The sequence below is a fragment of the Terrisporobacter othiniensis genome, from assembly GCF_000808015.1.
Taxonomy (GTDB): Bacteria; Bacillota; Clostridia; order Peptostreptococcales; family Peptostreptococcaceae; genus Terrisporobacter; species Terrisporobacter muris.
In genome coordinates this window covers 97,243-123,839 of the sequence record NZ_JWHR01000068.1, presented here as the reverse complement: position 1 = coordinate 123,839, position 26,597 = coordinate 97,243, and the positions used below count along the sequence as shown (strand labels likewise).

22 protein-coding genes, 1 pseudogene and 1 riboswitch are annotated in these 26,597 nt (G+C 27.6%); of the genes and pseudogenes, 5 read left to right on the top strand and 18 right to left on the bottom strand.

Going from position 1 to position 26,597, the window contains the following annotated elements:
* Positions 1–12 precede the first annotated feature (12 nt).
* From QX51_RS07520 to QX51_RS07490, 9 genes are all read right to left on the bottom strand, one after another.
* Positions 13–1,599 (bottom strand): DNA polymerase, encoded by a 1,587-nt coding sequence (locus QX51_RS07520; protein ID WP_039679280.1) that lies wholly within the window; start codon positions 1,597–1,599, stop codon positions 13–15.
* 196 nt (positions 1,600–1,795) lie between these two features.
* Positions 1,796–1,963: a hypothetical protein gene (locus tag QX51_RS20630; protein ID WP_161791914.1), complete on the bottom strand. Its 168-nt coding sequence runs from the start codon at positions 1,961–1,963 to the stop codon at positions 1,796–1,798.
* 118 nt (positions 1,964–2,081) lie between these two features.
* Complete coding sequence (locus tag QX51_RS07515) at positions 2,082–3,539, bottom strand: HAMP domain-containing sensor histidine kinase (protein ID WP_039679279.1); 1,458 nt, start codon at positions 3,537–3,539, stop codon at positions 2,082–2,084.
* A complete protein-coding gene (locus QX51_RS07510; protein WP_039679278.1) occupies positions 3,536–4,204 on the bottom strand; it encodes a response regulator transcription factor in 669 nt (222 codons plus the stop codon). The genes QX51_RS07515 and QX51_RS07510 overlap by 4 nt, the downstream gene beginning before the upstream one ends.
* Positions 4,205–4,273: 69 nt before the next feature.
* Complete coding sequence (locus QX51_RS07505) at positions 4,274–5,182, bottom strand: 4Fe-4S binding protein (protein ID WP_039679277.1); 909 nt, start codon at positions 5,180–5,182, stop codon at positions 4,274–4,276.
* 9 nt (positions 5,183–5,191) lie between these two features.
* The gene (locus QX51_RS20900; RefSeq protein WP_195906803.1) at positions 5,192–5,338 is read right to left on the bottom strand and encodes a CD1871A family CXXC motif-containing protein; all 147 of its coding nucleotides are present in this window, start codon (positions 5,336–5,338) and stop codon (positions 5,192–5,194) included.
* Entirely contained in the window at positions 5,331–5,909 is a 579-nt protein-coding gene (locus QX51_RS07500) for a TlpA family protein disulfide reductase (protein ID WP_052232946.1), read from the bottom strand. Before QX51_RS07500 ends, QX51_RS20900 begins: the two co-directional genes overlap by 8 nt.
* A 187-nt stretch (positions 5,910–6,096) precedes the next feature.
* Positions 6,097–9,675 carry an NPCBM/NEW2 domain-containing protein gene (locus tag QX51_RS07495; protein WP_052232945.1) on the bottom strand — a complete coding sequence of 1,193 codons (3,579 nt, stop codon included), beginning with the start codon at positions 9,673–9,675 and terminating at the stop codon, positions 6,097–6,099.
* 68 nt (positions 9,676–9,743) lie between these two features.
* Positions 9,744–15,728, bottom strand: a complete 5,985-nt coding sequence (locus tag QX51_RS07490) for an NPCBM/NEW2 domain-containing protein (RefSeq protein ID WP_039679276.1) — start codon at positions 15,726–15,728, stop codon at positions 9,744–9,746.
* A gap of 163 nt (positions 15,729–15,891) precedes the next feature.
* Positions 15,892–15,975, bottom strand: a riboswitch (cyclic di-GMP riboswitch).
* A 239-nt stretch (positions 15,976–16,214) separates the two neighbouring features.
* On the opposite strand from QX51_RS07490, the gene QX51_RS07485 reads away from it, so the two are divergent.
* A complete protein-coding gene (locus QX51_RS07485; protein WP_039679275.1) occupies positions 16,215–16,949 on the top strand; it encodes a TraX family protein in 735 nt (244 codons plus the stop codon).
* A gap of 33 nt (positions 16,950–16,982) precedes the next feature.
* Here the strand turns inward: QX51_RS07485 and QX51_RS07480 are convergent, their stop codons facing one another.
* Both QX51_RS07480 and QX51_RS07475 read right to left on the bottom strand, forming a co-directional pair.
* A complete protein-coding gene (locus QX51_RS07480; RefSeq protein WP_039679274.1) occupies positions 16,983–17,609 on the bottom strand; it encodes an ABC transporter ATP-binding protein in 627 nt (208 codons plus the stop codon).
* 11 nt (positions 17,610–17,620) lie between these two features.
* On the bottom strand, positions 17,621–18,976 hold the full coding sequence (locus QX51_RS07475) for an ABC transporter permease (RefSeq protein ID WP_039679273.1): 1,356 nt from the start codon (positions 18,974–18,976) through the stop codon (positions 17,621–17,623).
* Positions 18,977–19,206: 230 nt separating this feature from the next.
* Here QX51_RS07475 and QX51_RS19930 point away from each other — a divergent pair.
* A pseudogene (locus QX51_RS19930) lies at positions 19,207–19,311 on the top strand (IS3 family transposase); the annotation flags it as partial.
* Positions 19,312–19,437: 126 nt separating this feature from the next.
* On the opposite strand, the gene QX51_RS07470 reads toward QX51_RS19930, so the two are convergent.
* The 7 genes from QX51_RS07470 to QX51_RS07440 form a co-directional block, all read right to left on the bottom strand.
* Positions 19,438–20,208 carry an ABC transporter ATP-binding protein gene (locus tag QX51_RS07470; protein ID WP_039679272.1) on the bottom strand — a complete coding sequence of 257 codons (771 nt, stop codon included), beginning with the start codon at positions 20,206–20,208 and terminating at the stop codon, positions 19,438–19,440.
* A 16-nt stretch (positions 20,209–20,224) separates the two neighbouring features.
* Positions 20,225–21,199, bottom strand: a complete 975-nt coding sequence (locus QX51_RS07465) for a FecCD family ABC transporter permease (protein ID WP_082007810.1) — start codon at positions 21,197–21,199, stop codon at positions 20,225–20,227.
* Positions 21,189–22,202 (bottom strand): FecCD family ABC transporter permease, encoded by a 1,014-nt coding sequence (locus tag QX51_RS07460; protein WP_039679271.1) that lies wholly within the window; start codon positions 22,200–22,202, stop codon positions 21,189–21,191. The genes QX51_RS07465 and QX51_RS07460 overlap by 11 nt, the downstream gene beginning before the upstream one ends.
* 31 nt (positions 22,203–22,233) lie before the next feature.
* On the bottom strand, positions 22,234–23,013 hold the full coding sequence (locus tag QX51_RS07455; protein ID WP_278246217.1) for an ABC transporter substrate-binding protein: 780 nt from the start codon (positions 23,011–23,013) through the stop codon (positions 22,234–22,236).
* A gap of 363 nt (positions 23,014–23,376) precedes the next feature.
* A complete protein-coding gene (locus tag QX51_RS07450) occupies positions 23,377–23,844 on the bottom strand; it encodes a globin domain-containing protein (protein WP_039679269.1) in 468 nt (155 codons plus the stop codon).
* Between the two features lie 67 nt (positions 23,845–23,911).
* Positions 23,912–24,298, bottom strand: coding sequence for a helix-turn-helix domain-containing protein (locus tag QX51_RS07445; protein ID WP_052232944.1), 387 nt, complete (start codon positions 24,296–24,298; stop codon positions 23,912–23,914).
* Between the two features lie 100 nt (positions 24,299–24,398).
* Positions 24,399–24,860: a phosphoesterase PA-phosphatase gene (locus QX51_RS07440; protein WP_242842704.1), complete on the bottom strand. Its 462-nt coding sequence runs from the start codon at positions 24,858–24,860 to the stop codon at positions 24,399–24,401.
* A 488-nt stretch (positions 24,861–25,348) separates the two neighbouring features.
* Here QX51_RS07440 and QX51_RS07435 point away from each other — a divergent pair, with 488 nt between their 5' ends.
* Genes QX51_RS07435 through QX51_RS07425 form a run of 3 tightly spaced genes read left to right on the top strand, consistent with a single transcriptional unit; the run spans position 25,349 to position 26,464 of the window.
* Complete coding sequence (locus tag QX51_RS07435) at positions 25,349–25,567, top strand: spore coat associated protein CotJA (protein ID WP_039679268.1); 219 nt, start codon at positions 25,349–25,351, stop codon at positions 25,565–25,567.
* A gap of 2 nt (positions 25,568–25,569) precedes the next feature.
* Positions 25,570–25,833 (top strand): spore coat protein CotJB, encoded by a 264-nt coding sequence (locus QX51_RS07430; RefSeq protein WP_039679267.1) that lies wholly within the window; start codon positions 25,570–25,572, stop codon positions 25,831–25,833.
* Positions 25,834–25,891: 58 nt separating this feature from the next.
* Positions 25,892–26,464 carry a manganese catalase family protein gene (locus QX51_RS07425; protein WP_039679266.1) on the top strand — a complete coding sequence of 191 codons (573 nt, stop codon included), beginning with the start codon at positions 25,892–25,894 and terminating at the stop codon, positions 26,462–26,464.
* Positions 26,465–26,597 lie beyond the last annotated feature (133 nt).

Below are 26,597 nucleotides of genomic sequence, written 5' to 3'. Positions count from 1 at the left end.
ATCTATCTTCTCCTATTTATCCCATACTTTACTTATATTTATATCGACTTTACATGGTACAGATTTAACAAATTTACCCATACCACTTTCCATACTAAATTTTAATGTATCTAAAGCTTCCTTAACTTCACATTCTGGTACTTCAATTACTATTTCGTCATGTACAACTGCACATAGCATCCAATGTTCATTCCTATTTCTTAAAAACTCTATCAAAGACTCTTTTAATATATCTGCTCCTGTACCTTGAATACAGTAGTTTAATTTTTGATTTGCTTTTAATTCATTAAGCCATCTTCTTCCTCCTAAACTTTTTATTTTCTGTGACCTCAACAATATATCTTGTAATATGTATACATCTCTATAAGCTTCAAAAAAATTTAATCTATATGCCGAAGCATCTTGTATACTTATTTCCTCACCAGTAGTTTTTCTTATTTGATTTCGAATACCATTCTCAGTTATTCCATATATGATTCCAAAATTTAAAGATTTCCCCACTCGCCTTTCTAAATCATTCACCTCATTGATTGGTTTATTAAAAACTTTAGATGCAGTAATTGAATGTAGATCTTTATCATTATTAAATGCTTCTATCATAGTTCTATCTTTAGATACCTCTGCCAATACCCTTAATTCAACTTGACTGTAATCAGCAATAATAAATGTTTTTCCTTCTCTAGCTTTAAAATATGGTTTCATCACTCTAGGAACACCTTGCAATGCAGGTTTAGAACAAGACATTCTACCACTTATAGCTCCTATTTGCTTCCAATCAGGTCTTATGACTCCATAATTATCTAAATATTCAGATATTTTATAACCGAAAGTAGATATATTCTTTTGAAGTTTTCTATATTTACGTAATAATTTGACCTCATCGTAATCATCTTCAAATTGAGCTAAAACTTCATCAGCAGTGCTTTTTATAGGTATTCCATTTTTCTGGAAAGCTTCTATTATTTGTTTTGGTGATTCTAAATTTATATTATCATCTCCAATTTTATCTTTAAAAGCTTTACCAACATCATTAGCTTTTGATTCTAAATTTTTAACCTCATTAGCCCACCCTTTCATATCTAGTCTTATACCATTTAATTTTAATTCAACCATAGCTGGTATAGTGTCCATCTCTCTATCAAAAACATCTTGTAAATCCTCAGCTACTATTTCATCCATAAGTACTTCATATAAGTAATATGTATGCTTTGAATCTTCTAAACAGTATTGTTTATGAGCCTCTGTTAATTCTTCTGATTGCCAATTCTCACAACTTTGAAGATTTTTATCTAAGTCTACATTAAATAACTCTTTAGTAAGGTATTTTAGACTAACATCTTCATATTGTAATATTTGAGCCATTAACATTGTATCTACATAATTTCTTACATTAATACCATTATGTTTTAACCAAACAACATCAAATATTGCATTATGAAATATTTTAATGATATTATCATTCTCTAAAATATCCTTTATGACTAAAATATCTTCATACGTATCTGAGTACCCTCCATCACTATAAATTGAGATTAACTTAATATCACCTTTTCTAAAATTTAAATGATTAGTTTCAATATCAACTGCTACATACTTCATAGTAATCTCCTTCTATATTTAATTTTCAATGTTCTAAAATTTCACCTATATTGATTTAGCTTTATAGGTTTTCATTCTTTATAGAATGTGTATAATTTGCTTTTTCTTAACTTTCTATAATCATTGTACTTTCTTTCAGTTTTCAAATCACGTACAAAAAAAGGTACTTTTTTGTCCATAAAAAAATAACCAATGGCTATTGGTTATTTCTATTTTTTATGAAATTGTCCCTTAAATTAAGATACGTTACATTTTTTAAATCTCTATATTTATTAAAATCAACATCTTCTACATATTGTCCTTTACAATCTATCTGGACTATAATTTCATCATTATTCTCATATAATTTCATCATTATTCTCATAATCTATTATTTTTTGTACTATTTTTTATTATTTTTCGTCGTTTTTTATAGTTATATGTCGAATTAAATAGTTTTATTATATAATATATATATTCCATAATTTGAGATTTTCATAACTTTATATAAGCTCCTCATTCTTAAAAGTTATTTTAAATTTCATACCATTTTCCATAGAATCAAATGAATAATTTATATCTAATGAATTTAATATCTGTTTGACAATATAAAGACCTAATCCATTTCCACCACTATTTTTATTTCTATCAAATTCAGCTCTATAAAAAGCATCAAATATGTGTTCTAAGTGATTTTTTGAAATCGGCTCACATTCATTTTCTATAATTAATGAATTATTTTCAAAATATATATTTATATATTTACCCTCATCTGTGTAATTTACTGCATTTGATATAATATTTGATAAAACCTTATTTAATAAAATTTTATCAGTATTTATAATTAACGAGTTAGAGTAATCTATATTCATATTAATATGTTTTGATTTCGCTATAATTTTATAAGGTTCAATCATATTTTCTAATAAATTTTTTAAATTTACAACTTCATATTCTTTATTATTATTCCATGTGTTCAATCTAGATGTATCAAGTATTTCTTGTACCATATTGCTAAGATCAAGTACAGACTCTTTACATTTAGGCAAATATATATCATGATTTTTATACTTCCCTATATTTAAAATCATATTTTCCAACATTATATGAATACTCATAAGAGGAGTTTTTAGTTCATGAGATGCACTTCTTAAAAAATCAACCTTACTTTTTTCTGATTTACTTACATTTTCAATTTCTGTTTTTAAAGAATCAATTGTATCTAATAGTGTATTATATAAACTATTTATATTATGAGATAAAAGTTCTATTTCATCTCCCGTATTTATGTCACAGTAAGCATCTTCTTTTAAAATTTTCATATCTTTTGTCACATTACATATTTCTTTTATTGGCTTCGTAATTTTTTTTGCATATATATACGATGCAAAAAGAGAAATAATTAAACTTATGCCTATAGAATATGGTAGTAGCATGAACACAACACTTCTAGCTTCTTTAAAAGATTGTAAATCCATCACAATTTTTACTGAACCACTTGTTCCATCTAAAGTCTTAATATTTTTTTTATAGAATAAAGAAGAATTTTTAACTTTAAAATAACCTTCTTTATTTTCTATTGATTCAGAAGAATTTTCACTATCTTTAAATTCAACATTGTTATTGATTATTAGTGATTCACTGTCTAAGGATTCTGGTTTTATATAAATATCATATTGCTTAATTCCTTCAAATACATAATTTTTATTTTTTATATTCAAAGCTATATTAATGCCATATTTATTAGAAAAATCTTTGGCTATTTTACTGCTCATATCTTTATTATTTGACTCTAATTGTTGTATTAATTGAGTACTAATGTCGCTTAAATCTTGTTGTTTTTTATTAATGTAAAAAGTAGGTAAAAGCATGTATAACAAAGTATGGGAGATAATAATCATTACTCCCATCAATGCCATAGTAAATAAATAAGTTTTTTGAAATAACTTTAGCTTCTTCATAGCTTTTCCTCAAACTTATAGCCGATACCTTTTACAGTTATAATACAGTCTATACCTAATTTTTTTCTAATATTTTTAATATATACATCAATCACCCGATCAAGTGGGGTTTCCTCAACATCCCATAAATTATCTAGCATTTGACTTCTAGTTAGTACTTGATTTTTATATTTTAGCAACAATTCTAATAATTTAATTTCCTTAGGTTTCAGATCAACAGTTTTTCCTTGTTTTTTTGCTGAAAATCCTAAAAAATCTACCTCTACATCTTTATAAAGCCATTTATTTGTATTTTCTTTACCTTGAATTCTTCTCAATAATGCTTCTATTCTTTTGTGAAGTATTACTACAGAAAAAGGTTTAGTTATGTAATCATCAGCTTTTTCATTAAAACTCATAATCTGACTATAATCATCATTCATTGCAGTTAACATAATTACAGGTACATTACTAGTTTCTCTTATTTGACTTAAGACTCCAAAACCATTTATTTTTGGAAGCATTATATCTAATAACACTAAATCAAATTTATTTTGCCTAAATAAATCAATCCCTTCTTGTCCATCAGATGCTACCTTAACTTCATACCCAACTTCTGATAAATACTCACTTATGCCTTCTCTTATATCTACTTCATCTTCTATAATTAATATATTTATACTCACTTTTACCGACCTCTTTATTTTTATATTTTTTCTTAGTATACTATAATTTATCAATTATATTAAATATTTTTATTTGCATCCAGAACAATTTAATTTACAATTTGAATTACAATTAGGTTTTTGTGATTTAGAAAATGTAGTACTTATAGCTTTTTTAGGACATACTTCTATACATTTTCCACATCTTATACATTCAGCACTATTGGGTGTTTTATATGCAGCCACATTCATATCGCACTTTTTCTCACATAAACCACATTTTGTGCATTTGTCATAGTCCACTTCATATTTATAAAGTGAGTAATTATTGAATAATCCATATATACCACCTAAAGGACATAAATATTTACAAAATGGCCTGTATATTTTTATTGATAAAATAACAGTTGAAACTAATATAAATACTTTCCAAGTAAATAATGGACCTATTATTCTTCTAAGTGAACTATTCATTGATACAAGAGGAATACCCGCAAAAAATGTTCCAGAAGGACATATTAATTTACAAAACCATGGATTTCCATCTCCTGCATAATTAGTTAACGTTAATGGCATTATAATTACAAATACTACTAATATAATATATTTAAGATATCTCAATTGCTTGTCAAAAATCACTTTTTTGATTTTTTTAATTCCAGGAATTTTATAAAGTAAGTCTTGTACTAATCCAAACGGACATAACCACCCACATACAAATCTTCCTATAAAAGCACCAATCATCATAAGAAAACCAATTATATAAAATGAAAATTTAAAATTTCTACTTCCTAATACAGCTTGTAAAGATCCTATCGGACAAGAACCTACAGCTCCTGGGCATGAATAACAATTCAGCCCAGGTACACATAGTTGCTTACTATCCCCTTGATATATCTTTCCCTTTGCAAAGCCTAAAAAATATCCATTAGTTAAGGCTGTAAATACAATTTGAACAGTCAATCTTAAGTTAGATTTTATCTTTTTTACTAAATCCATATAAATCACCTAACCAATTCCAATGCATTCAAGACATATAATATTAGACTTTTTAGCTACAGTTTTATGTTCTTGTCTGAAAACTCCAACAGACATAGATAATAGCCCTATAGCCATTAAAGTTATTCCAACTTTGTTTTTCATAAATTTATTCATTAGTCATCACCTTTTCTAAAACTTCATCTATTTTTGCCTTCCATCCATCATAATCATTAGAGCCTTCTATGCTATCAACTATATTTCCATCTTTATCTACAAAGAATGTTGTAGGGAAAGATTGTAAAATTAAAGTTTTATCTTGTAACATATCTTCTGATACAGTCAGTTGTTGATAAGTTGATTTTGCTTTCTTTAATATATCTTCAACTGTTTTTTTCTCTTCATCATTTAATCCAACTCCTGATTCTAATAATAGACCTTTTATTGAAACACCTTTTTTCTCATATTCTTTATTTAGCTTGTCTAAAGTTGGTATTTCGCCAACACATGGAGTACAACCTGTATTCCATACATTAACTACTGTAAGTTTATATTTTGAGAATATAGAACTATCTACCTTATTTCCATTAATGTCTTCTGTTTTCATTTCTTTAAATAACTTACTATTCGAGTTTGCTGTATTTGTACTCCCTTCCTTTGAACTTGTACATCCTACTGCTAATGAAGCTATTGCCACCATTGTTAGTGCTACTACAGTTAATTTTTTTACTAATTTACTCCTTTTCATAATCAATCTCCTTAATATCAATATTTTATCTATAAAAATACTAATATTTTAATATGAAACCCATATGAAATTAAATATCTATCTTTATAAAATGAAATTTATTTTGTTTATAATAAAAAACATAGAGTTATACAAATTCCTATAAAAGAATTGTTCTCTATGTTTTTAAATAAAATCTTTACTTCAATTATCTTTCTCTAGTATCAACTATAAATGTAATATTTGTTGTATAGTTATCAACTTTATCTTCATATGTAAGATAAACAGTATGTATTCCTGAGTAAAAGTTTTCTGTACTAAATGATATTTTTCCATCTTCATCTATACAGTCTTTAACATTTAAATTTGTATATTCCCAAGTTCTGTTATCCTTTATAGATATAGATGTTGGAGTTAATTTGTCTCCGTTTCTATTTAAGATGTTATAATCAACAGATACATTTTTATCTTTTGCTAAGACCAAATCTTCGTATATCATTTGAGGATTGGCTTTTAAATTTGTAAGTTTCTTTAGGTTCTTTAATGGTGATAAATCTTTAATTTCATTATTTTCTATATTTAATGACTTCAAATTAATAGCATATTGTAGTCCGTCTAAACTTTTAACATTTTTAACACTTAATGAAACAAGATCTTTCATATCTCCTAATCTTATCTCTCCTGGTAAACCAAGTTCTTGCTGTATACTTAGTTTAAGATTTTTATCTTTTATTTCAACTAAAGTATTTTCTAATTCTGTTGAATCAAATTTTGAAAATGTTCTAAATTTAGCATCTGCCCAATCAGCATGGTCCCAAGTATCTCCGTTGTCAGCTTCTTCCACTACCAATTTTACTTTCTTAGAATTTCTAACATCTACTATTAAGCGTTCTTTTGGTGAATTTGATTTCATCACATCTGTTTGTGCTTTAAGTTCGCCATCTACATAAACTTTAAATATAACACTCGATGCATTTTGATTTGATACAAATTTATCAAGTCCAACCCAAGTATCAAATACATCATATCCGCTTGAGTCATAAACTATTTCTGAATAAGCATGAGTTCCTATACCTTTTTTAAATTTTTCATATGTTCCATTTTCATTTAAAAGTTGTATAGTTTCTTCTCTTACAGATTTATCTTTTCCTATATATCCTGAACCAATCGTTCCGTATTCCCAGTTTAAGTCAGATAAATATGTCTCTTTTTCAGAAACTACTACTGTTCTTGTAAATGTTGATTTATTTTTATCTTTATCTATTACAGAGCAATTTACATTAAATATTCCTGTACTTCCTTCAATATAATCTGTTTCCATTTTTATATTTGAGGTTAAGTCACCATCTTCAGCATCTGTTACACTTATTCCTTTAAGTAAGTCTATTTTGTCATTTATATTAAATGCTATTTTATCATCACCTTTAAATTTAGGCTTACCATTATTTGTTGTTAACTTAGGATTAACTATTATACTGTGATCACATGTATTTCCATTGCCACCATCATTAACTTCAATTACTAATTCTTTAACTCCAGCTACATCCACATTTATATAAGCTAAATTATCTTCATAATTCATCATATTTGTAGATGCGATAGTTTTTCCATCTGCTAATATTTTAAATTTTAAACTTGAATGTTCATTTTGACCTATAGATGTATCTATACCAACTAAAGCCTCAAATTTATCATAATCTTTGTCAGATAAGTCATACGTTATTTTTCCATTAGCATGTATTCCTATACCCTTTTTAAACTTAGTGACTTGCCCATGAGTCATACCTTGAATATTTCCGTTTTTTCTTGGAGTTCCCCAATCTGTTTTTATACTTTCCCATGAAAGATCTGATAAGTAGTCATAATCACTTACCACTTCAACTTCCATACTTTTTTGTTTAGTAGTATTTTCATTAGTTAATGTATATTTTACTGTATAAGTTCCACATTCGTTAGTATTTACATTACTATCAACTTCTATTTTTGAAGTAATATCATCACCAAAATAAGTAAAGCCTTTTACATAATCTTTGGCATTAAAATCTTCTCCAATTTTTAAAGTTACTTTTTCTTGTTGTAAACTTATATTTGGTGTTGATGAACTTATTTCAACATTTCTTCCCGTTGTTAAATTTTTTGCATAAGGAACTACTTCATATTTACTATTATCATTTGCTTCATTATCTGTATAAGAGCTTTCTGTTGTAAACCCAATTACTTTTCCATCTTTTATTATTTCATAACCAAGTAAATCATTTTTAATAGATTTATTTATATTCATAGTTAGCTTTATATTAGATTTTGATTTTGATAATGTTACATCTAAGTTTGTATCTACGTTATCAAATCCTTGCCCTTCATAATTCATTACACTACTATTTAAATACCATAATTTTTCATTTGATGTTGGATATTTTTTTAATTTTTCTTTACATTCATCTGATAAATCAAATCCGTATTTTTCAAAGTAATAAGTTAAATTAATATTTAATACTTCTGAAGAATAAGTTGCAAGTATATCTTTTTTCTGTTGATAATTATTTGGACTAGGTTTTCTTTTTCTATATAAAGATTCTAATTCAGCCCAATAAGTATCTTTTTTTAATTGTAATTGCCAAAACATCCCTAACTTTTGGAAGTAGTCCATTTCTTCAAATCCTCTTAGAGATTTTTCTGGAGCTAAATATTTATATATGTAAGTATAATTAACTCTATCATCAAAACCTTGTTTTATATGAGCATTGTTTGCCCACATATTATTTGTTATCTCTGGCCATGCTCTAGCATCTATGTCCATTTGGTGACCAACTTCATGAACAGTCGCCCATAGTACAGACCCAAGACTTGATTTATCTGTTTTAAGCATCGATGTTTCATAATCTCTTTGTATACCCACATGATCAACATAAGCATATGCTAATCCATATGGTTGCATAAGTCTTATTGTTGTTTTTATATTTGTAGAGTCATTTGATGGGTCTGATATATCATCTTTTAATCCCGAAAAATCAAAAGCTTCTTGAATTTGGCTATTTAAATTATTTGTACTTTTCTCTATATCCACCCCTTCTTCTACATATACTTTATATGCTGATGATGTTGTTCCTGTGTAAAGTATTCTATTTGTATTAAACTCAAATAAATCTACTGTATTTTCTGGGTCTTCATCTAATTTTTTCTTATATTCTTTTAATTCTTTTAAGAATTGTTCTTTATCGTCACCTTCATTATATAAAGGAAAAGTTTCTCCACCTTCAATAGTTACAACTGGAGCTTTGCCTTGTTCTTCTTTTGTATATCTATTTAGCAGATATACAGCTCCACCTTTTGCTGTTTTCTTTTCCCATGAGTTGCTATAAATTTCTGGTACTGTTATAACATTTTTACCTGGCTTTAATTGATACCATCTCACCCAATTTGAATAAAATCCTTCATGTTGACTAAATGCAATTGTTGGTAGTGGTACATTTTCCTCAGCTTGCACATACACAACAAATTCTTCTCCTGGCTTTGCAACTATTCCTGTAGATTGATAATCTGTACCAAAATAAGTCATTTTTAAATTATCTCTTGCCTTTGCATGGGTATTTCCATTTTGAGCTACAGTAATAACTTTTTTAGCTTTACTTGTTTTTTTATTTTTCGAACTATCTTTTTTAATTACTTCAGTTGATGCAATTTTTTTTGAATTTTCTTTTATTTCATATGCTAAAACATTTGTTGTAAACAATGAAAAATTTGAAATAATTGATACTAAACTTAATAATGCTATTTTTTTCTTAAACATACCCTTCTCCTAATTAGTTTTAATCAAAAGGGCTAATCACCAATTGCGATAGCCCTTTTATATAAATATTATATATTATCAAGCATAAACATAAATTGTGACGTATAGTTGTCAACCTTATCTTCATATACTAAATAAATTGTATATATATATGAATCAAAACCTGTTGTATCTATTGTTACTACTCCATTTTTGTCCATACAATCATTTATATCTAAAGTAGTGTATTCATGGGTTTTATTATGTTTTACTACTACAGATGTTGGCAGTAATTTTTCACCATTTCTATTTATAACATCTAAACTTACTTTTGCTTTATTATCTTCAGCATAAACACGCCCAGAAATTAAGCCTCCTAGAGGATTTGCCTTTAAATCAGTTAATTTTTTAAGATTTTTTAGTGGTGATAAATCCCTTATTTCATTATATGATATATCTAAAGATTCTAAGTTTATAGCATATTGTAATCCTTCTAAACTTTCAGCATTTGATACTTTTAGTGAAACAAGTTGTCTCATTTGACCAATTGTTATTTCACCTGATGTATTAAGCTCTTTTTGTATACTTTGTTTTAAATATTCATCTTTTATATTTACTACTTTATTTAAGTTTAATTCTACTAGTGAATCTATAGCAGAGTTTAAACTTTCAACTGCACTATCTATTACTTCTTGATTAGTTGAATTTAAAGCATCTTCACCAAATTTTATGGCATTTTCTAAAACTTCTATAGATTGTTCAGTGTAATTATTTAAATCTAATTTTTTTGCTTCTTTTAGAGCTTTTTCCAATTGAACTGTACTAAATTGTGGCACATTTCTAAATCTTGCATCTGCCCAATTGGCATGGTCCCAATTATTTCCGTTAGTTGCCACATCTACTACTAATTTTATTTCACTAGAATTTCTAACATCTACTACTAAACGTTCTTTTGGTGTATTAGCTTTCATAACACCTGTTTGAGCTTTTAATTTTCCATCAACAAATATTTTAAATTGAACACTTGCATCATCTCTTTCTGATACATATTGGTCCATACCAACCCAAGTATCAAATATATCATATCCACTTGAATTATAAACTATTTCTGAATAAGCATGAGTTCCTATACCTTTTGTGAAAGTTTCATAATAACCATCTTCATTTAAAATCTTTATTGCTTGTTGTCTTACTGATTTATCTATACCTATGGCTCCCGAACCTATAGTTGCAGATTTCCACTTTAAGTCAGATATATAAGTTTCTTCTTCTGTAATTGCTACTTTTCTAGTGAACTTAGTTGTTAAATTATCACTATCTGTTACAGAATATACAACATCAAATACACCAAATTTGCCATAACTATAATCCGTATTTACTTTAACTTTTGAAGTTATATCTCCATCTTCATAATCTGTTGCAACTATACCTTGAAGTAAGTCAACTTTTTCTTTTGTATTAAATACTATTACATCATCACCCTTTATTACAGGTTTTGAATAATTTTGATATAATTTAGTATCAGCCCAAGATGCAAAATCACCTACTAAATTTCCATCCACATCATCTGCTATTAAGACAAGTCTTTTAACTCCCTTAATATCTAAACTAACAAATTCTGCTGGTGTATCTTTTCTAATCACATCTGATTTATATACTTCTTTTCCATCAGCAAGAATTCTAAATTTTATAGTTGTGCTATCCATATCAAAGTTTTTATCAGTTCCCACATATGTAGTGAAATAATCATATTGACCTTCTAAGTCATATACTATTTCTGCATTTGTTGCTGCACCAAAACCTTTATCAAAAGTTTTAACACTTCCATCAATATTAAGTTTTATCTTATCATTTGTACCAACTGCTTTATCTTTTATAACACTTCTCCATCCTGATTGTGCTGATATCCAGTTCATATCTGATAAATATTCACTTTTTCCATAAACTATTATTTTTCTTTCTTTTGTAACTGAATTTAAATCTTTATCAATTACTTTATATACTACAGTGTATTCACCTACTTTATCTGAAGAGAAACCACCATCATCTAATATAGTAACTTTTGATGTTATATTACCATCTTCTTGGTCATTAGCTGTAACGCCATCTTTTAAGTTAAAATCACTTTTTCTCTTAACATATGTTACATCTTCAACTTTTATAGTTGGGTATTTTGCTTTTATTATCTTTTCAGCATTATCTAATTCAACTTTAAATAATTCATATGCTGGATGATTTTCAACTTCTTTTCTTAATTCTTCTACCTTTTCTAAAGTATTGTAATTTTCTGATACATCTGTTTTATTTTCATCTTTGAATAAAGTTGACATTTTATCAGCTAGTTTATCTTCTTTATAGAATGATACTTCACTTAAACTTGCCCAATTTTCACGAGCTTCTACAAATTTAAGTTTTACTCTTCTTGCACTTACTTTGCTCATGTCGAACTGTACAATGTCATTAGGTGATCCAGAATATGATCCACTTCCTGCTAAATAAAAATCATCCCCTGATTCATTTTCAGATACATATATTTCAAATTTTGTTGCAAAACCTTTATTATACGCATCTCTTCTTGCACCATATGCCATTTTACTTATTTCTTGAACTTCTCCCAAGTCAAATATAACTTCATTTTTAAATGTGTCGCTATTTTGATTACCAGTTTCCCAATGAGTATTTATATTTCCATCTATTGCATTAGTTATTTTACTATTTCCATAATGACCTGCGTTATTTGTTACAGATGCTATAGGTAATTTAAATTCATCATTATACGATGATAAATTATTAAATTTACCAAATTTAGATTTTTTAACTACATAATCTTCCGATACTGTTACATATCCTTTTTGTATTTCAACATTATCATTTGAATCTTTTACTTTGTATACAATTTCATATCTACCAATTTTATTTGGAACAAAGTTGTTTGATTCAATTGTAATATTTTTTGTTAAATCTCCATCTTCTTGGTCATATGCTTTAATATCTTTCATCTCATCTAATGTGTCACCAAGTTTTAAGAACTTTTCATTTGCAGTTATCTTTGGTTTACCATTGTTTGTAGTTAATTTAGGATTAACTATTATACAGTGGTCTGCTGTATTTCCATTTCCACCATCATTTGCTTCTATTATTAATTCTTTAACACCCGATATTGGTACACTTATATAAGCTAAATTATCATAATATCCTATAACATTTGTAGTTGCTAATGTTTTTCCATCTGCTATTATCTTAAATGTTACACTTGAATTATTATTTGGTTGTATAGCTGAAGAATCAATACCTACTAACGCCTCAAATTTATCATATTCTTTATCAGATAAATCATAAGTTATTTTTCCATTTGCATGAATTCCAAAACCTTTTTCAAATTTTTTAGTTGTTGAATTTATTCTACCTTGTATATTAGAATTTCTTCTTGGTGTTCCCCATGAAGTTGTAGCTGATTTCCATTCAAAATCTGATAAATAATCGTAATCACTTACCACTTCAACTTTCATTATTTTTTCTATATTTGTATTGTTTTCAGTTATTATATATTTTACTTCGTAATTTCCACCTCTCGTAGTATCAACATTGCTCTCAACTTTTAATGACTCTGTTATATCTTCGCCTTCATTTGTAAATGCTTTTGCATAACTTTTAGCATCAAATTTTTCATTTAATTTCAATGTCAATTTCTTTTGTTGAACACTTATACTTGGTTTTAATGAGTTTAGCTGAACTTTATCTCCCGTTGATAAGTTTAATGCATATGGAACAACTTCATATTCGATGTTTTCATTTGTGTCTTTAGCTTTAGTATCTGTATAAGTACCTGATGTAGTAAATGCAATTACTTTTCCATTTTTGATAATTTCAAATCCAAGTAAGTCATTTTTCATATCTTGGTTTATATCCATATTAAGCCTTATACCTGCATCAGTTTTTGATAAAGAAACATCTAAACCTGTATTTTTATTTTCAAATCCATTCCCTTTATAACTTAATGCATTTCCATTTAAGTACCAGATTTTTTCACAATCATTAGAGAATTGTTTTAATTTTTCTTTGCAACTATCAGATATTTTAAATCCGTATTTTTCAAAATATTTAGTTAAATCCATATTTAAAATTTCTGATGAATACAATGCTATTGTATCTCTTTTTTCCTGCTCATTTCTAACACTTGGCTTTCTTTTTCTATAAAGCGATTCTAGTTCTGGCCAATATGTATCTTTCTTTAATTGTAGTTGCCAAAACATCCCTAATCTTTGGCTATAACTAATATCATCAAAATTTTGTGATGAATCATCTGGAGCTAATAAATTGTATAACTCATTATATGGAACTCTATCACCTGCATTATTTTTCATATATGCATTATTTGAAAACATGTTATTTGTTATTTCACCAAGTTCTCTAGATGATATATCCATTTGGTGACCAACTTCGTGAATCATCCCCCAAAGTATACTATTAATACTATCTTGGTCTGTTCTTAATGCTATTTCCTGGATATGTCTTTGAATACCAACATGGTCTCCCGCAGCATATGCAGCTCCATATGGTTGCATTAATCTTACTGTTGTTCTAACATTTGTAGAATCATTTGTCGGATCACTTTTATCATCTTTTAATCCAGCAAAATCAAAAGCATCTTGTATTTGTTTATTCCAAACATCAACACTTTCATCAACATCAACACCTTCATTTACATATACTTGATATGCAGCTTTTGTTGTTCCTGTATACATAAATCTTTTTGTATTAAATTCATATATATCAACTGTATTTTCAGGGTCTTTTTCTAATTTTACTTTATAAGCTTTTAGTTTTTCTAAAAAAGCTTCTTTATCATCTCCTACATTAAATAAAGGAAATTCTTCTCCACCTTCAATACGAACTATTGGAGCTTTTCCTTGCTCACTTGATGTGTATTTATTTATTAAATAAACAGCACCACCTTTTACAGGTTTGTTTGTCCATGAATTATTATAAATTTCAGGAACTGTTATAACATTAAGCCCTCTTTTTAATTGATACTCTCTTTTCCAATTATTATAATGTCCTTCTTGTTGGGTAAATGCTATTTTAGGAAGGGGTGCACCTTCTTGAGCCTCAACATAAATTTTGAATACTTCTCCTGGTTTCGCTACTATACCAGTAGATTGTAAATCTGTTCCAAATCTAGACATTCCTAATGTATTTCTTGCTTTTGCATGAGTATCTCCATATTGTGTCAACGTAAAAGTTCTATCTGAATAATCTTTGTCTCCTTGTAATATCTCTTTTGCTAGATTTATTGCATATTCTAAATCATCTTTTAGTGGATGTTTATTTACTTCATCTTCCAATTTATCTATTACATCTATACTGTTGTATTTATCTTTTAATTTAGTCATAGTACCATCTGTAAATAAATCATTTATAGTTTCAGATAGTGTATCTTTTTTATAAAGCATAAATTCTGAAGCTGATGCCCAATTTTGATTAGCTTTTTTAAATTTAAATTTTATTCTTTTAAATTTAGTTTCTTCAAATTTTATTTCTACGATATCTCCAGTAGAACCTGAGTATCCACCTTGGCTTACTAAAGTAAAGTCATCTTGGTCATCTGTTAGTGAAGCATATATTTCAAATTTCTCAGCAAAACCTTTACCTTTTGCTCCATCTTGTCTTGCTCCATATACTATTCTATCTAAACTTGTAACCTCATCTAATGTAAGTGTCACTTCATTTTCAAAGTCTTCTCTATTGTATCTTCCTGTTTCCCAATGAGTGCTAAAATTATTATCAATAGCTTTATATAGCTCTGATGCTGGATAATTACCACCATTGTTGTTTATTGCGATTATTTTAGATTTGTCTAATTTAAAAACTTTATTGTATTTTTCTAAATTTTTGTTGTTAAGTAAATCAAATTTACTAACTTTAGCTTGATTTGATTGTACATCCTTTTTACTTGATATACCTTGTTTCGGCTTAATTTGTTCTACTTCATGAGCCAAAACTCCTACAGTGTTTGATGAAAAGTTAAAAATTATTGCTGCCAATGTTAAGGCTGCTATTCTTTTTTTATGCATTTTTCTCCTCCCGAATGATTTATAATCTCCTCAGAAGTACATTAATAAAAAAAGTTACTCAAAAAGAGTAACTTAAATCTAGCCTAATAATTTAATGTTTCGTGTAAAAGTATACACTTGACATTAATACTAAGTTTAAAACAAAAAGTATTGTAATGTACCCTTTGGCAACTGGCTGACATAGTTAATAACCTTAGTCCCTATAGCTTTGTGTCCCTAGATTTCCCTAGGTTTACCTATTTAATTTATACATTATTCTACCATTTATATCATTTTTTAGCAATTAAATTATACATTTTTTGATAAATTTATTTTTTAATCTATAACGTATTCTTTATATTCTAAATTTCACCATAAATTTAGTAGATATTAGCTATAATTAAACACAATATTTTTAACCATTTTTTTCCTAATAAAAAATTATTGATATGAGTATTTGTGTATATTATACTGTAAAAAACAAAAGATTTAGAAAGGATTAAATTTATGATAAAAACAATAAAACTTGAAAAGAAGGGACTAGATAATATAAAATTGCTATCTGGTGCACAATTAAAATATATCGCCTTCTTATCTATGTTAATTGACCATGTAAACAAAGCTTTAATATATCCTATTTTAGATGGAGGATTACTTTTAGAAATAAGTGATTTTTTTGATGTTATTGGAAGAATTGCATTTCCTTTATTCGCATTTTTCATTGTTGAAGGATTTTTCAAAACAAAAAGTCGAAAAAAATATCTTGCAAACTTATTAATATTTGCAGTTATATCAGAAATACCATTTGATATGTTTTTCTCCCGCACATTTTTTAATACAAGAGCAAACAATGTTTTATTTACTTTAGCATTATCTCTTATAACAATATGGATTATAGACATACTAAAAAGTAAATTAAAAAATAAACCTAGTATTTTATGGTATTTCTCATCAGTAGTATTAATTCTTATTTCATCATTTATATCTATGCAATTTGGATTAGACTACGAGCATTACTCAATAATAATCGTCTACTTATTTTATATTTTCTATAATAATCTTGTTATAGGTTGTGCTCTTGGATACCTTACTTTAATTAAAACACTTTGGTCTATACTAGGGTTTGGTCTTGTTCTTACATATAACGGAAAACGTGGTAATCAAAATAAAATTATAAATTATTGGTTTTATCCTGTTCACCTTCTTATATTAGGAATATTAAGAATGTATTTTAAAATCTAAAAAAAGAGATTAGGCAAAACCTAATCTCTTTTTTTAGTATGTCAATTTCTTATCTTTTAATTCAAGTATGACATCTGATTTTTTTGCTAATTCCTTGCTATGAGTGACAACAATTACACATTTTCCCTGTTGATGAGCATTCTTTTTTAATATTTCTATAATCTCATCTTCTGTATCGCTATCTAAATTTCCCGTTGGCTCATCTGCTAGTATTACTGGTGAATTTGCTGCAAGAGTCCTTGCAATTGCAACTCTTTGTTGTTGTCCACCTGATAATTTTAATACATTTCTATTAATTTCATCATCCTTTAATCCCAAGTCATTCAATATTCTTTTATCAGCCTTTGAATTAACGATTCTTATATTTTCTAAAGGTGTCATATAATCAATTAAATTATAGTTTTGGAAAATCAATGAAATATTATTTTTTCTATGATTTTCATATCCCTTTGCTTTTATATCTTCATTATTATATAATATTTGTCCGCTACTAGGTTCATCTAGACCTGCTAATAAAGATAGTAGGGTTGTTTTTCCTGAGCCTGAAACTCCTAAAATAGTGTAAAACTTTCCTTTTTCAAATTCTATACTTACATCATTTAAAACTTTTTTTCCATTTTTATATGAATAGTTAACCTTATTTAATGCTAAAATTGACATTTGTCTTCCTCCTAGCTCATTTTTGACAATATTTCTTTTGGTTTTAATTTAATTATCGATCTTGAAGATATCATTACTGAAGTTATAATTATAGCTGTTCCTATTAAATAAACATATGCAACTTCTTTCAATTCTACATCTACATCAATTTCATCTGCAGTTTGAGTTGCTAAAGAACTATTTGCATCAGCTCCTAAAGAGAATCCCCCAAATCCTTGTTGAACTTCTTGTATAGCTTGTTTGCTGGCTTGGCTAACTATTGCATTGCCCATACTTTGTGAGATTGCTTTGCTTGAGAAGAAAGAAGCTCCAAAAGCTATAGTAGCTATAAGCAGTAATTCTATGATATATTGTGAAATAATTTTGAACTTTGGAACTCCTACAGAAAGTAATATTCCTGTTTCATGCACTCTTCCTTGAATCCAAAATGCTAAAACTAGTGAAAGTATTATTATACCAACTACAATCGCTCCTATTAAAATTATATTTATAATTTTTTCCATAGCATCAAATGATTTTGATAATGCTAAAAAAGTATCTTCACTTTTTAATATTGTATATAAACTCCAGTCTTCTGAAATTTTATTAAGACTTGAAATTACGTCATCTACATTTTTGCTAGTGTTATATACAGCGCTTGTATATTGAATTTGACCATCTGAATATCCATATAAAGTTTTTAAAGTGTTTATATCTGATATTATAAGATTTTCTGGAATTTCTAACTGACTTCCTTCTCTTTTTGTGTTTTCACTTTCAAAGATACCTACAATTTCAAGGTCATATTCATTTGGTGAATCACTAGTTGCTCTGTAATCTACAGTATTTTTTGTTCCTTTTATTTTATCTCCAACTTTTAATTTATTTTTTTCAGCTAAAGCCTTGTGTATCAATACTTTATTTTTATCTGTTGCTACAAGGTGTCTTCCTTCTACTAGTCTTAGTGATTTGCTTGTAAATTTAGTATCGTATTGTGTTGATGTATGTCCTTCTACTGAAAAAAGATGTTTGTATTCTTCTTCATTGTATTGAATCATATTATTTGCAGGGTCAACACTGCTTATGTTCTTAAAGTCCATTCCTGAACCGCCAATTATACCATCATAATTTTTTATTCCATCCACTTTAGATATTTTATTAACTAAGCTTTCTGGAATTAGTCCATCAAAGTTTGTAGCGAGATTTGTTTGAAGTTCAAATATGTTTGAAATACCTTTATTTGAATCTTGTCTTGCTACTGTTGCTGCTTTTTTGATAGAAATTCCACTTAAAACAGCTGTTGCTATACCAAATAATATAAATAACATTATAAGACTTTTCTTTTTCTTTCTTGTTATATATAAAATTGATCTTTTAAATGCATTCATTGTTTTCCTCCTCTGTTTGATTTTCTAAAAATATTATAATTTGCTTATGTGAAATATTTATGAAACTTTAAAATAAAAATTACTAAGTTTCTAAAGTGGATCCTATACAGTGGACACGATAAAAAAACGTGTCTACTTGTATAAGATTTATTTTTATATAAAATATTTATAAAGGAGTTGATTTTTTATAAGTAAAAAATATCTTCAAGTAAAGAAATTAAGGAATTATCTATAATCATATGAAATATGAGATTGATTGTAAAAATTGTAATACATTTGAAGAGTTGCAGATTTTAGTAGATGACTATATAGATTATTATAATAATTTCAGATAACAATGGAATTTAAAAAAGCTGACTCCTATTCAATTTAGAAATCAGCTTTTGATGGCGTCTTAGCCATGTGTTTTTTCTTTTGTCCTTGACAAGGGGGCCACTTTATTCAAACTTAGTAGTTTCTTATTATTTGGGTATACACATAGGTCTTTGCGTAATTGGATCAGAAATTACTATACTATCTACTCCAAAAACATCTCTTAACATGTCTTCATTAAATACATCCTCTACTTCTCCTTGAGAATATATATTTCCTTGTTTCATACAAACAAGATTATGAGCATATCTAGCCGCATGATTTAACTCATGTATAACTATAACTATTGTTTTCTTAGTTTTATTATTTAAATCCTTTAATAATTCTAAAATCTCTATTTGATGAGCCAAATCCAAATATGTTGTAGGCTCATCAAGCAAAAGAACATCTGTATCTTGAGTTAAAGCCATGGCAATCCACGCACGTTGCCTTTGTCCCCCTGATAAAGAATCTAACTGTCTATTTTCAAAATCTTCAAGACCAGTTGCTCTAATTGCCCAATTAACCATTTCTTCATCTTTTTGAGACCTTGTGCCAAATATGCTTTTATATGGATTTCTACCAAAATAGCAAAGTTCTTTTACTGTTATCCCTTCTGGTGCTATTGGGCCTTGTGGCAATATAGCCAGCCTTTTAGCTAATTCCTTTGGTTTATACTCATGTATAGATACATTATCTAATAATACACTTCCTTCTTTAGGTGTTAATAATCTACTCATACCACTAAGTAACGTTGACTTACCGCAACCATTTGCACCAATTAAGATAGTAATTTTACCTTTTGGTATAGATAAATTTATATTGTTAACTATTTTTTTGTCTTCATATCCTAAAACTAAATCTTTTATATCTAAACTCATTATTATCACTACCTTTCTAATTAGCTTTTTTTCTTAATAATAAATATAAGAAATATGGTGCTCCTATAATAGCTGTTACTATTCCTACTGGTATTTCCATTGGAGATATTATAGTTCTACCTATAATATCTGAAATTACTAAAAGATTTGCACCTATAAGTCCACTTAGTGGAATAACTAACCTGTGTTTATATCCTACTAAAGTTTTTGCTATATGTGGCGCTATAAGTCCCACAAAACCTATAGTTCCACTTACACTTACGCTGCTAGCTGTAAGTATTATTCCTATTAATAAAAGTCCAACTCTTAATAAAAGTATATTTTCTCCTAAGTTTATGGCTACTTTATCACCTAAAGATAAAATATCTATTTTATTAGCTAAAATTATAGCTAATGGTACAAAGATTGCTACATAAGGAATTAATATTTGAACCTCATCCCAATATCTTCCCCATACACTACCTGTTAACCAAAGAAGTATTGTTTGCACATTGGCTGAATTACTTATATTCAAATATTGAATACCTGCATCAAATAATGCACTCATAGCTATACCCATTATAACTATACTTGTATTTTTAAAATTAGTCTTTTTAGTTAGTAAATAAATAATAATACCTACCATAAGTCCGCCAATCATAGCTGCTATAGATATACTACTTTTTAAGTTAAGACTTATGACAAGACATGCAAAAAAACCTGCTCCTTTTCCTATTCCTAAAACATCAGTTGAAGCTAGAGGATTTCTAAGAACACCTTGAAAAATAGCTCCTGCTATAGCCAAACTCATTCCCACTATCATAGCTATTAGCAATCTAGGAATTCTATATTCAAACACAATAAAAGAATATCTAGAACTGGAGTAATTAAAAATTGCATCAAATACATTACTTATATTTAAAGATTTACTTCCAAAGAGTAAACTTATGAAAGATATTACTAATAGCATTACTATGCTTATTGTAAATATCAATGTATTTTTATTTTTCACTTACTCCACCTCTTTTCATTTCTTTATTAGCTAGGAATATATAAAATACTGCTCCTATAAATGATGTTACTGTTCCTACAGGTGACTCATAAGGATATTTTAAAAGCTTAGATATTATATCCGATAGTAAAAGTAAATTTGCACCATATATTCCACATAATATAAAGTTTTGTCTGAAGTTTCGACCTCCAAGTTTACTAATTATATGAGGTGTTATCAATCCAATAAAAGATATCGGGCCTGCTATTGCAACAGATGAACTTGATAATAAAATTACCACTATTGTAGCCACAGTCTTTGTTAACTTAACATTCTCACCTAAGCTAATAGCTACACTATCTCCCATTTTTAAAGTATCCATAGAATTAGATATTAATATCGTTAAAATTATAGATAAAATAAACCATGGTAATATAGCCATTATATGTATGAATTGTGCATGATGGACTCCTCCAATCATCCAAAATACTAAATCAGATGTTTTACTTTCATTAAATAACATTATAGACTTTGTTATAGAACTTAAAAATAGTTGTATACTTATCCCCACTAGTGTTATTTTTAGTGGAGATAAATTCTTAACGGTTCCAATTACATGAACAAATAATCCTATAACTCCAGCCCCTAAAAATGCACCTAATATTTTAGCCTTATATCCTAATAAAGGGAAAAATACCATTATTACAACTACCGATAATGTTGCTCCTGAATTTATCCCTAAAATTTGCGGTGATGCAAGGGGATTTCTAGTTAAATTTTGCATAATTAATCCTGAAATAGCCATAGATGCTCCTATTAATATGCAAAGTAATACACGTGGTAGTCTAACAGTTCTTATTATTAAATCTTGCTTGCTACCACTATAATTTATAATAGAATCAATAATTTCTTTTATTCCTATATGGCTCATTCCAATTAAAATATCTATTAATAATAACATTGCCACTGCAAATATACCTGCAAATGCAAATCCTATAAATTTACTCTTTTTTACACTATCCATATGAATAACCTTCTAGTTGTCTATTTATTTTCTAGTTATTTAATAACCAGCCTGACATTTCTTTTGTTAATGTATTTACAGAAATAAATCCTCTATATTGAGTCCATGGACCTCTTGCTACAGTTGTATATACTTTGTTATTTTTAACTGCATCTAATGATTTATATAACTGAGTATTTTTCCACTGTGTATATATAGTTGTATCTATATCATCTCTCATATAAACAATTATGTCTGGATTTATTTCAACTAATTGTTCTAAAGATAAAGATGCTTCTCTATCATCACTTTGAATTGCATTTTTAAAACCAGCTTTTTCTAAAACTTGTCCTACAAATGAACTTGAAGTATGTGCTGTATATTCATCGTTCTTTGGTGATACAGTTAATACCTCTTCATCGGATACTTTATCTTTCGCTTTATCTTTAACATCTGATAATACTTTTTCAGCTTCTTCTATTTTAGCTTTTGCTACATCTTCTTTACCAACAATTTCTGCAATAGTTTCAAAATTTTCTATGTATTCATCATATGAAGAATCAATACTATCTAATACTATTGTTGGTTCTATTTTGTTTAAATCTTCATATATTTCACTATGTCTGCTAGTATCTGCTATTATTAAATCTAAATCCATTGAACTTAATTCTTCTAAATTTGGTTCTTTACGATCACCTACTGATACATAATCTATTTTTTCACCATTTGTAACATCTGTTACTTTGTTAGATTCTCCATCATCAGCTATAGCCACTGGGTCTATATCTAAATTATGAAGAGAATCTAAAAATGATAATTCAAGTACTGCTATTTTTTTAGACTTGCTATTTAATTTTGTAGTTCCTAATTTATGTTGTACAGTAATTTGATTATCACTGCTATTATTTTCTTTATTTGTACTATTATTTGTAGTACATCCAACAAGAGCTATACTGCTTAGTATTACACTTGTTATTAATATTTTTTACTTAACTTACCTAATTTCATTTTTAATATAATCCTCCTACATATATTGATAATCATTATCAATTAACTCATGTTATCATATATTTCTTTTACAGTCAATATTCATATATAATTTTATTTTTATAGTACTAAATTTAGTAAACATTATAAAAGCTCCTTTATTAGTAATGATAAAATTATCAAAACGTTAAGGAGCTTTTTTAATAAGTTACATTCTTTGATGTATTTGATTATCTCTACATATTTTATCTATATATATATCTTTTTCTACATCTATGAATACTTTTGCTATTACTTCATAAGCCTCTGCCCATGCATTTAATACTTCTTCTGTTGCCACGTCCCCTAGTACTTCTTTTATTGCTAATAGTAAATTTTTACCTACTATTGGATAATGTTCTGCTTTTACATTAGAATTTACATGAATGCTGCCTATTTTTTTTACTGCTGGTAATAATATTTCTAAATTATCTATATTTTGAGCTGCTGCTAATATTGTCATTGCTAATGCTTTTGGTTGTTCTCCAGATTCTTGTTTATCCATATTGAACATTTCTTTTACTTCTGGGTTATTTGTAAACATTGTTTTGTAGAAAGTTTTTGTTATTTCTAGTCCATGCTCTTTTAACACAGGTACTGTACTTTTTACGATTTCTATTGTTTTTTGATTTAACATACTTACTCTCTCCTATAATGCGTATTTTGTATAGATTTTTTATATACTAAAAATATACCCTGCTATGTTATATATAAATATTTTTATATCCTTTTTCAATTTTAAATTGTGTTAGCACAATTTTCACTATTCCAACCATGATAAGAATAATAAACATAATCCAGTAAATCCAGCGATTAAGCCATGTTGTTTCAGTGTGTGAGAAAAGATTTACCGAAAAAATATATCCATTAATTGGCTTTGGGTAAAGTGATAAAACTATAAGTATAAAGGAAAATAAATCTACCATTCCAAATAGCAAGTCATCAATTGTTACACCAAAATAATTTGATATTTCCTTTAATGAGTCAATACTTAGATATCCCCTTCCTGATTCCCATTTTGAAATGGCAGTTCTGGACACATATAAAACCTGTGCTAATTCTTCCTTCGTAAATCCTCTATTTTTTCTCAACTCCTGAAACCAGTCTTCCTATTACCATAAATATAGAAAATAAAATTGCTGAAATACTAATAATTTTTTTAAGTGCATCGTTTTTTAATCTATAATTAACCTAATAAATAAGTGTTGGCATTGCACTTAATACAAGAAGTGTTGTCGATGATGGGTACGAAGCTTCCATAAATCCTTCGATTAGTATTGGTCTATAATTGATAGGAATCATCTCAAAAATAAGATAATACCCAATTACTATAATGTAATATATCCCCAATAATATAATATCACAGTCCACTTTAAAAAGACTTTTTCTCTTAATTAATTGAACAAATCCAATTCCACCGAATATGATACAGATAAATATTGGTACAAGTCCCAACCAATCAGTGATTGTATAGATTGTCATATGCACACCTGTTAATTTATGAAACCAACAGTTAAATGTTGCAAAACCTATATCAGTTCCATTTTGTCCAAGGGGCTCAACATCTACCGTCTTTATTAATAATGTCCAAATAGTAAATGCTATCACTAACATAATTCCTAAAATTAATAATCTCTTTTCATTCTTTTTCATTTTCCCACGTCCTTTCTTATTCTCTTTTGCCATTATGCTAATTCAAAAGTAACAAAAGGCGTGAAAAATATAAAGAATCGCAACGTCACATGCATGACACCAATGGTATCATCCGCATAAACACTGATGTTTCAAAATAAAATTTGATACATCCATCTAATTTGAATTTTCTCTTACATTCATATTAACCCAAAACATATTTCTGTACACAATAATATGATGTACAGATTTATACTTCAACTGTTGGTTTTAAGCTTATTTAAGATATATATAGTTAAATAAAAATATTGTATTTATTGCTTTTTGTATTCTAATAGATTTCTTTTATAATAAAATTTCATATTGTCGTTTTATGCAGTTTTTTATCAAATAAAATCACAAATACTAAAATCCCTACATATTATATATCAAATAGAAGTTTACCAAAATTTAACTTAAAATACTACTTTTTAGTAAATATATAAAAAATTTAATTAAGGAGAATGATTATGGATAACTATAAAGACATCATACAAATTTCTGGCTGTGAATTAGCTAGACCATATATAAACCGTCAAGTTTATAACAAATACTATGATTTAGATATAGCTTTGCTAAGAGGAACTTTATTCCCAGAACTAGATTTAGTAGAGTCAAATAATTACAACGAATGGCTATATAAAAATCCTAAAAATAGGGTTATGGCCAAAAAGGAGTGTAAAAAATAGTCATGAAATCAAATAAAAAAGAACTTTTAAATAGACTTTTAGAGTATCAATTTGCTTGTATAGAATTAAATTTATATTTAGATAATAACCCACATGATGAAAATGCTCTAGATTCATATAACACATACTTACGTAAATTTATGCAAACTAAGGAAGCCTATGAATGTGAATATGGACCATTGACTAACTTTGGCTATGTGCCAGGCTCAAGCCCTTGGCAATGGGTATGTAATCCTTGGCCATGGGACAATGAATTCTATAATTAGATTTATACAATATAAAGATTAATTTAATTTTTTAACACTTAAAGGAGGTCAAGTTAATATGTGGATTTACCAAAAAACATTGGAATACCCCGTTAACATAAAAAATTCAGATCCAAGGATGGCTAAACTTATACTTGCTCAGCTAGGAGGACCTAATGGAGAACTTGCAGCTGCAATTAGATATCTTCAACAAAGATATACTATGCCAACTGGAAAATCTCGTGGACTTTTAACTGACATAGGTACAGAAGAGATGGCTCACGTTGAAATAATATCTTCTATTTTATATCAATTAACTCGTAAATGTACTCCTGAAGAGCTTAAGGCTGCTGGATTTGGACCAAACTATGCAACTTTTGGACATGGACTACAACCAGTAGATGCTAATGGCGTAAATTTTACAACATCTTATATTAATGCCTTTGGAGATGCTGTAACTAATTTGCATGAAGATATGGCTGCTGAACAAAAAGCATTGGCAACTTATTACCAATTGCTAAATTTAACTGATGATTGTGATTTAAAAGATGTATTACGTTTTTTAGGCCAAAGAGAAATAGTGCATTATCAAAGATTTGGTGAGGCATTGATGGATATTTATGAATTTACTGAATGTAAGAAACAATTTTAGTAAGTACTAATAAAATATTTATAAAAAGTAAAATAAAGTGGCTGTCTCAAAATAAAAAGATAGTTCCACAAAAAGGAAGGGATGAACTCACATAAAGTTCATCCCTTTTGTGTACACTTAAAGTATTCAAAAC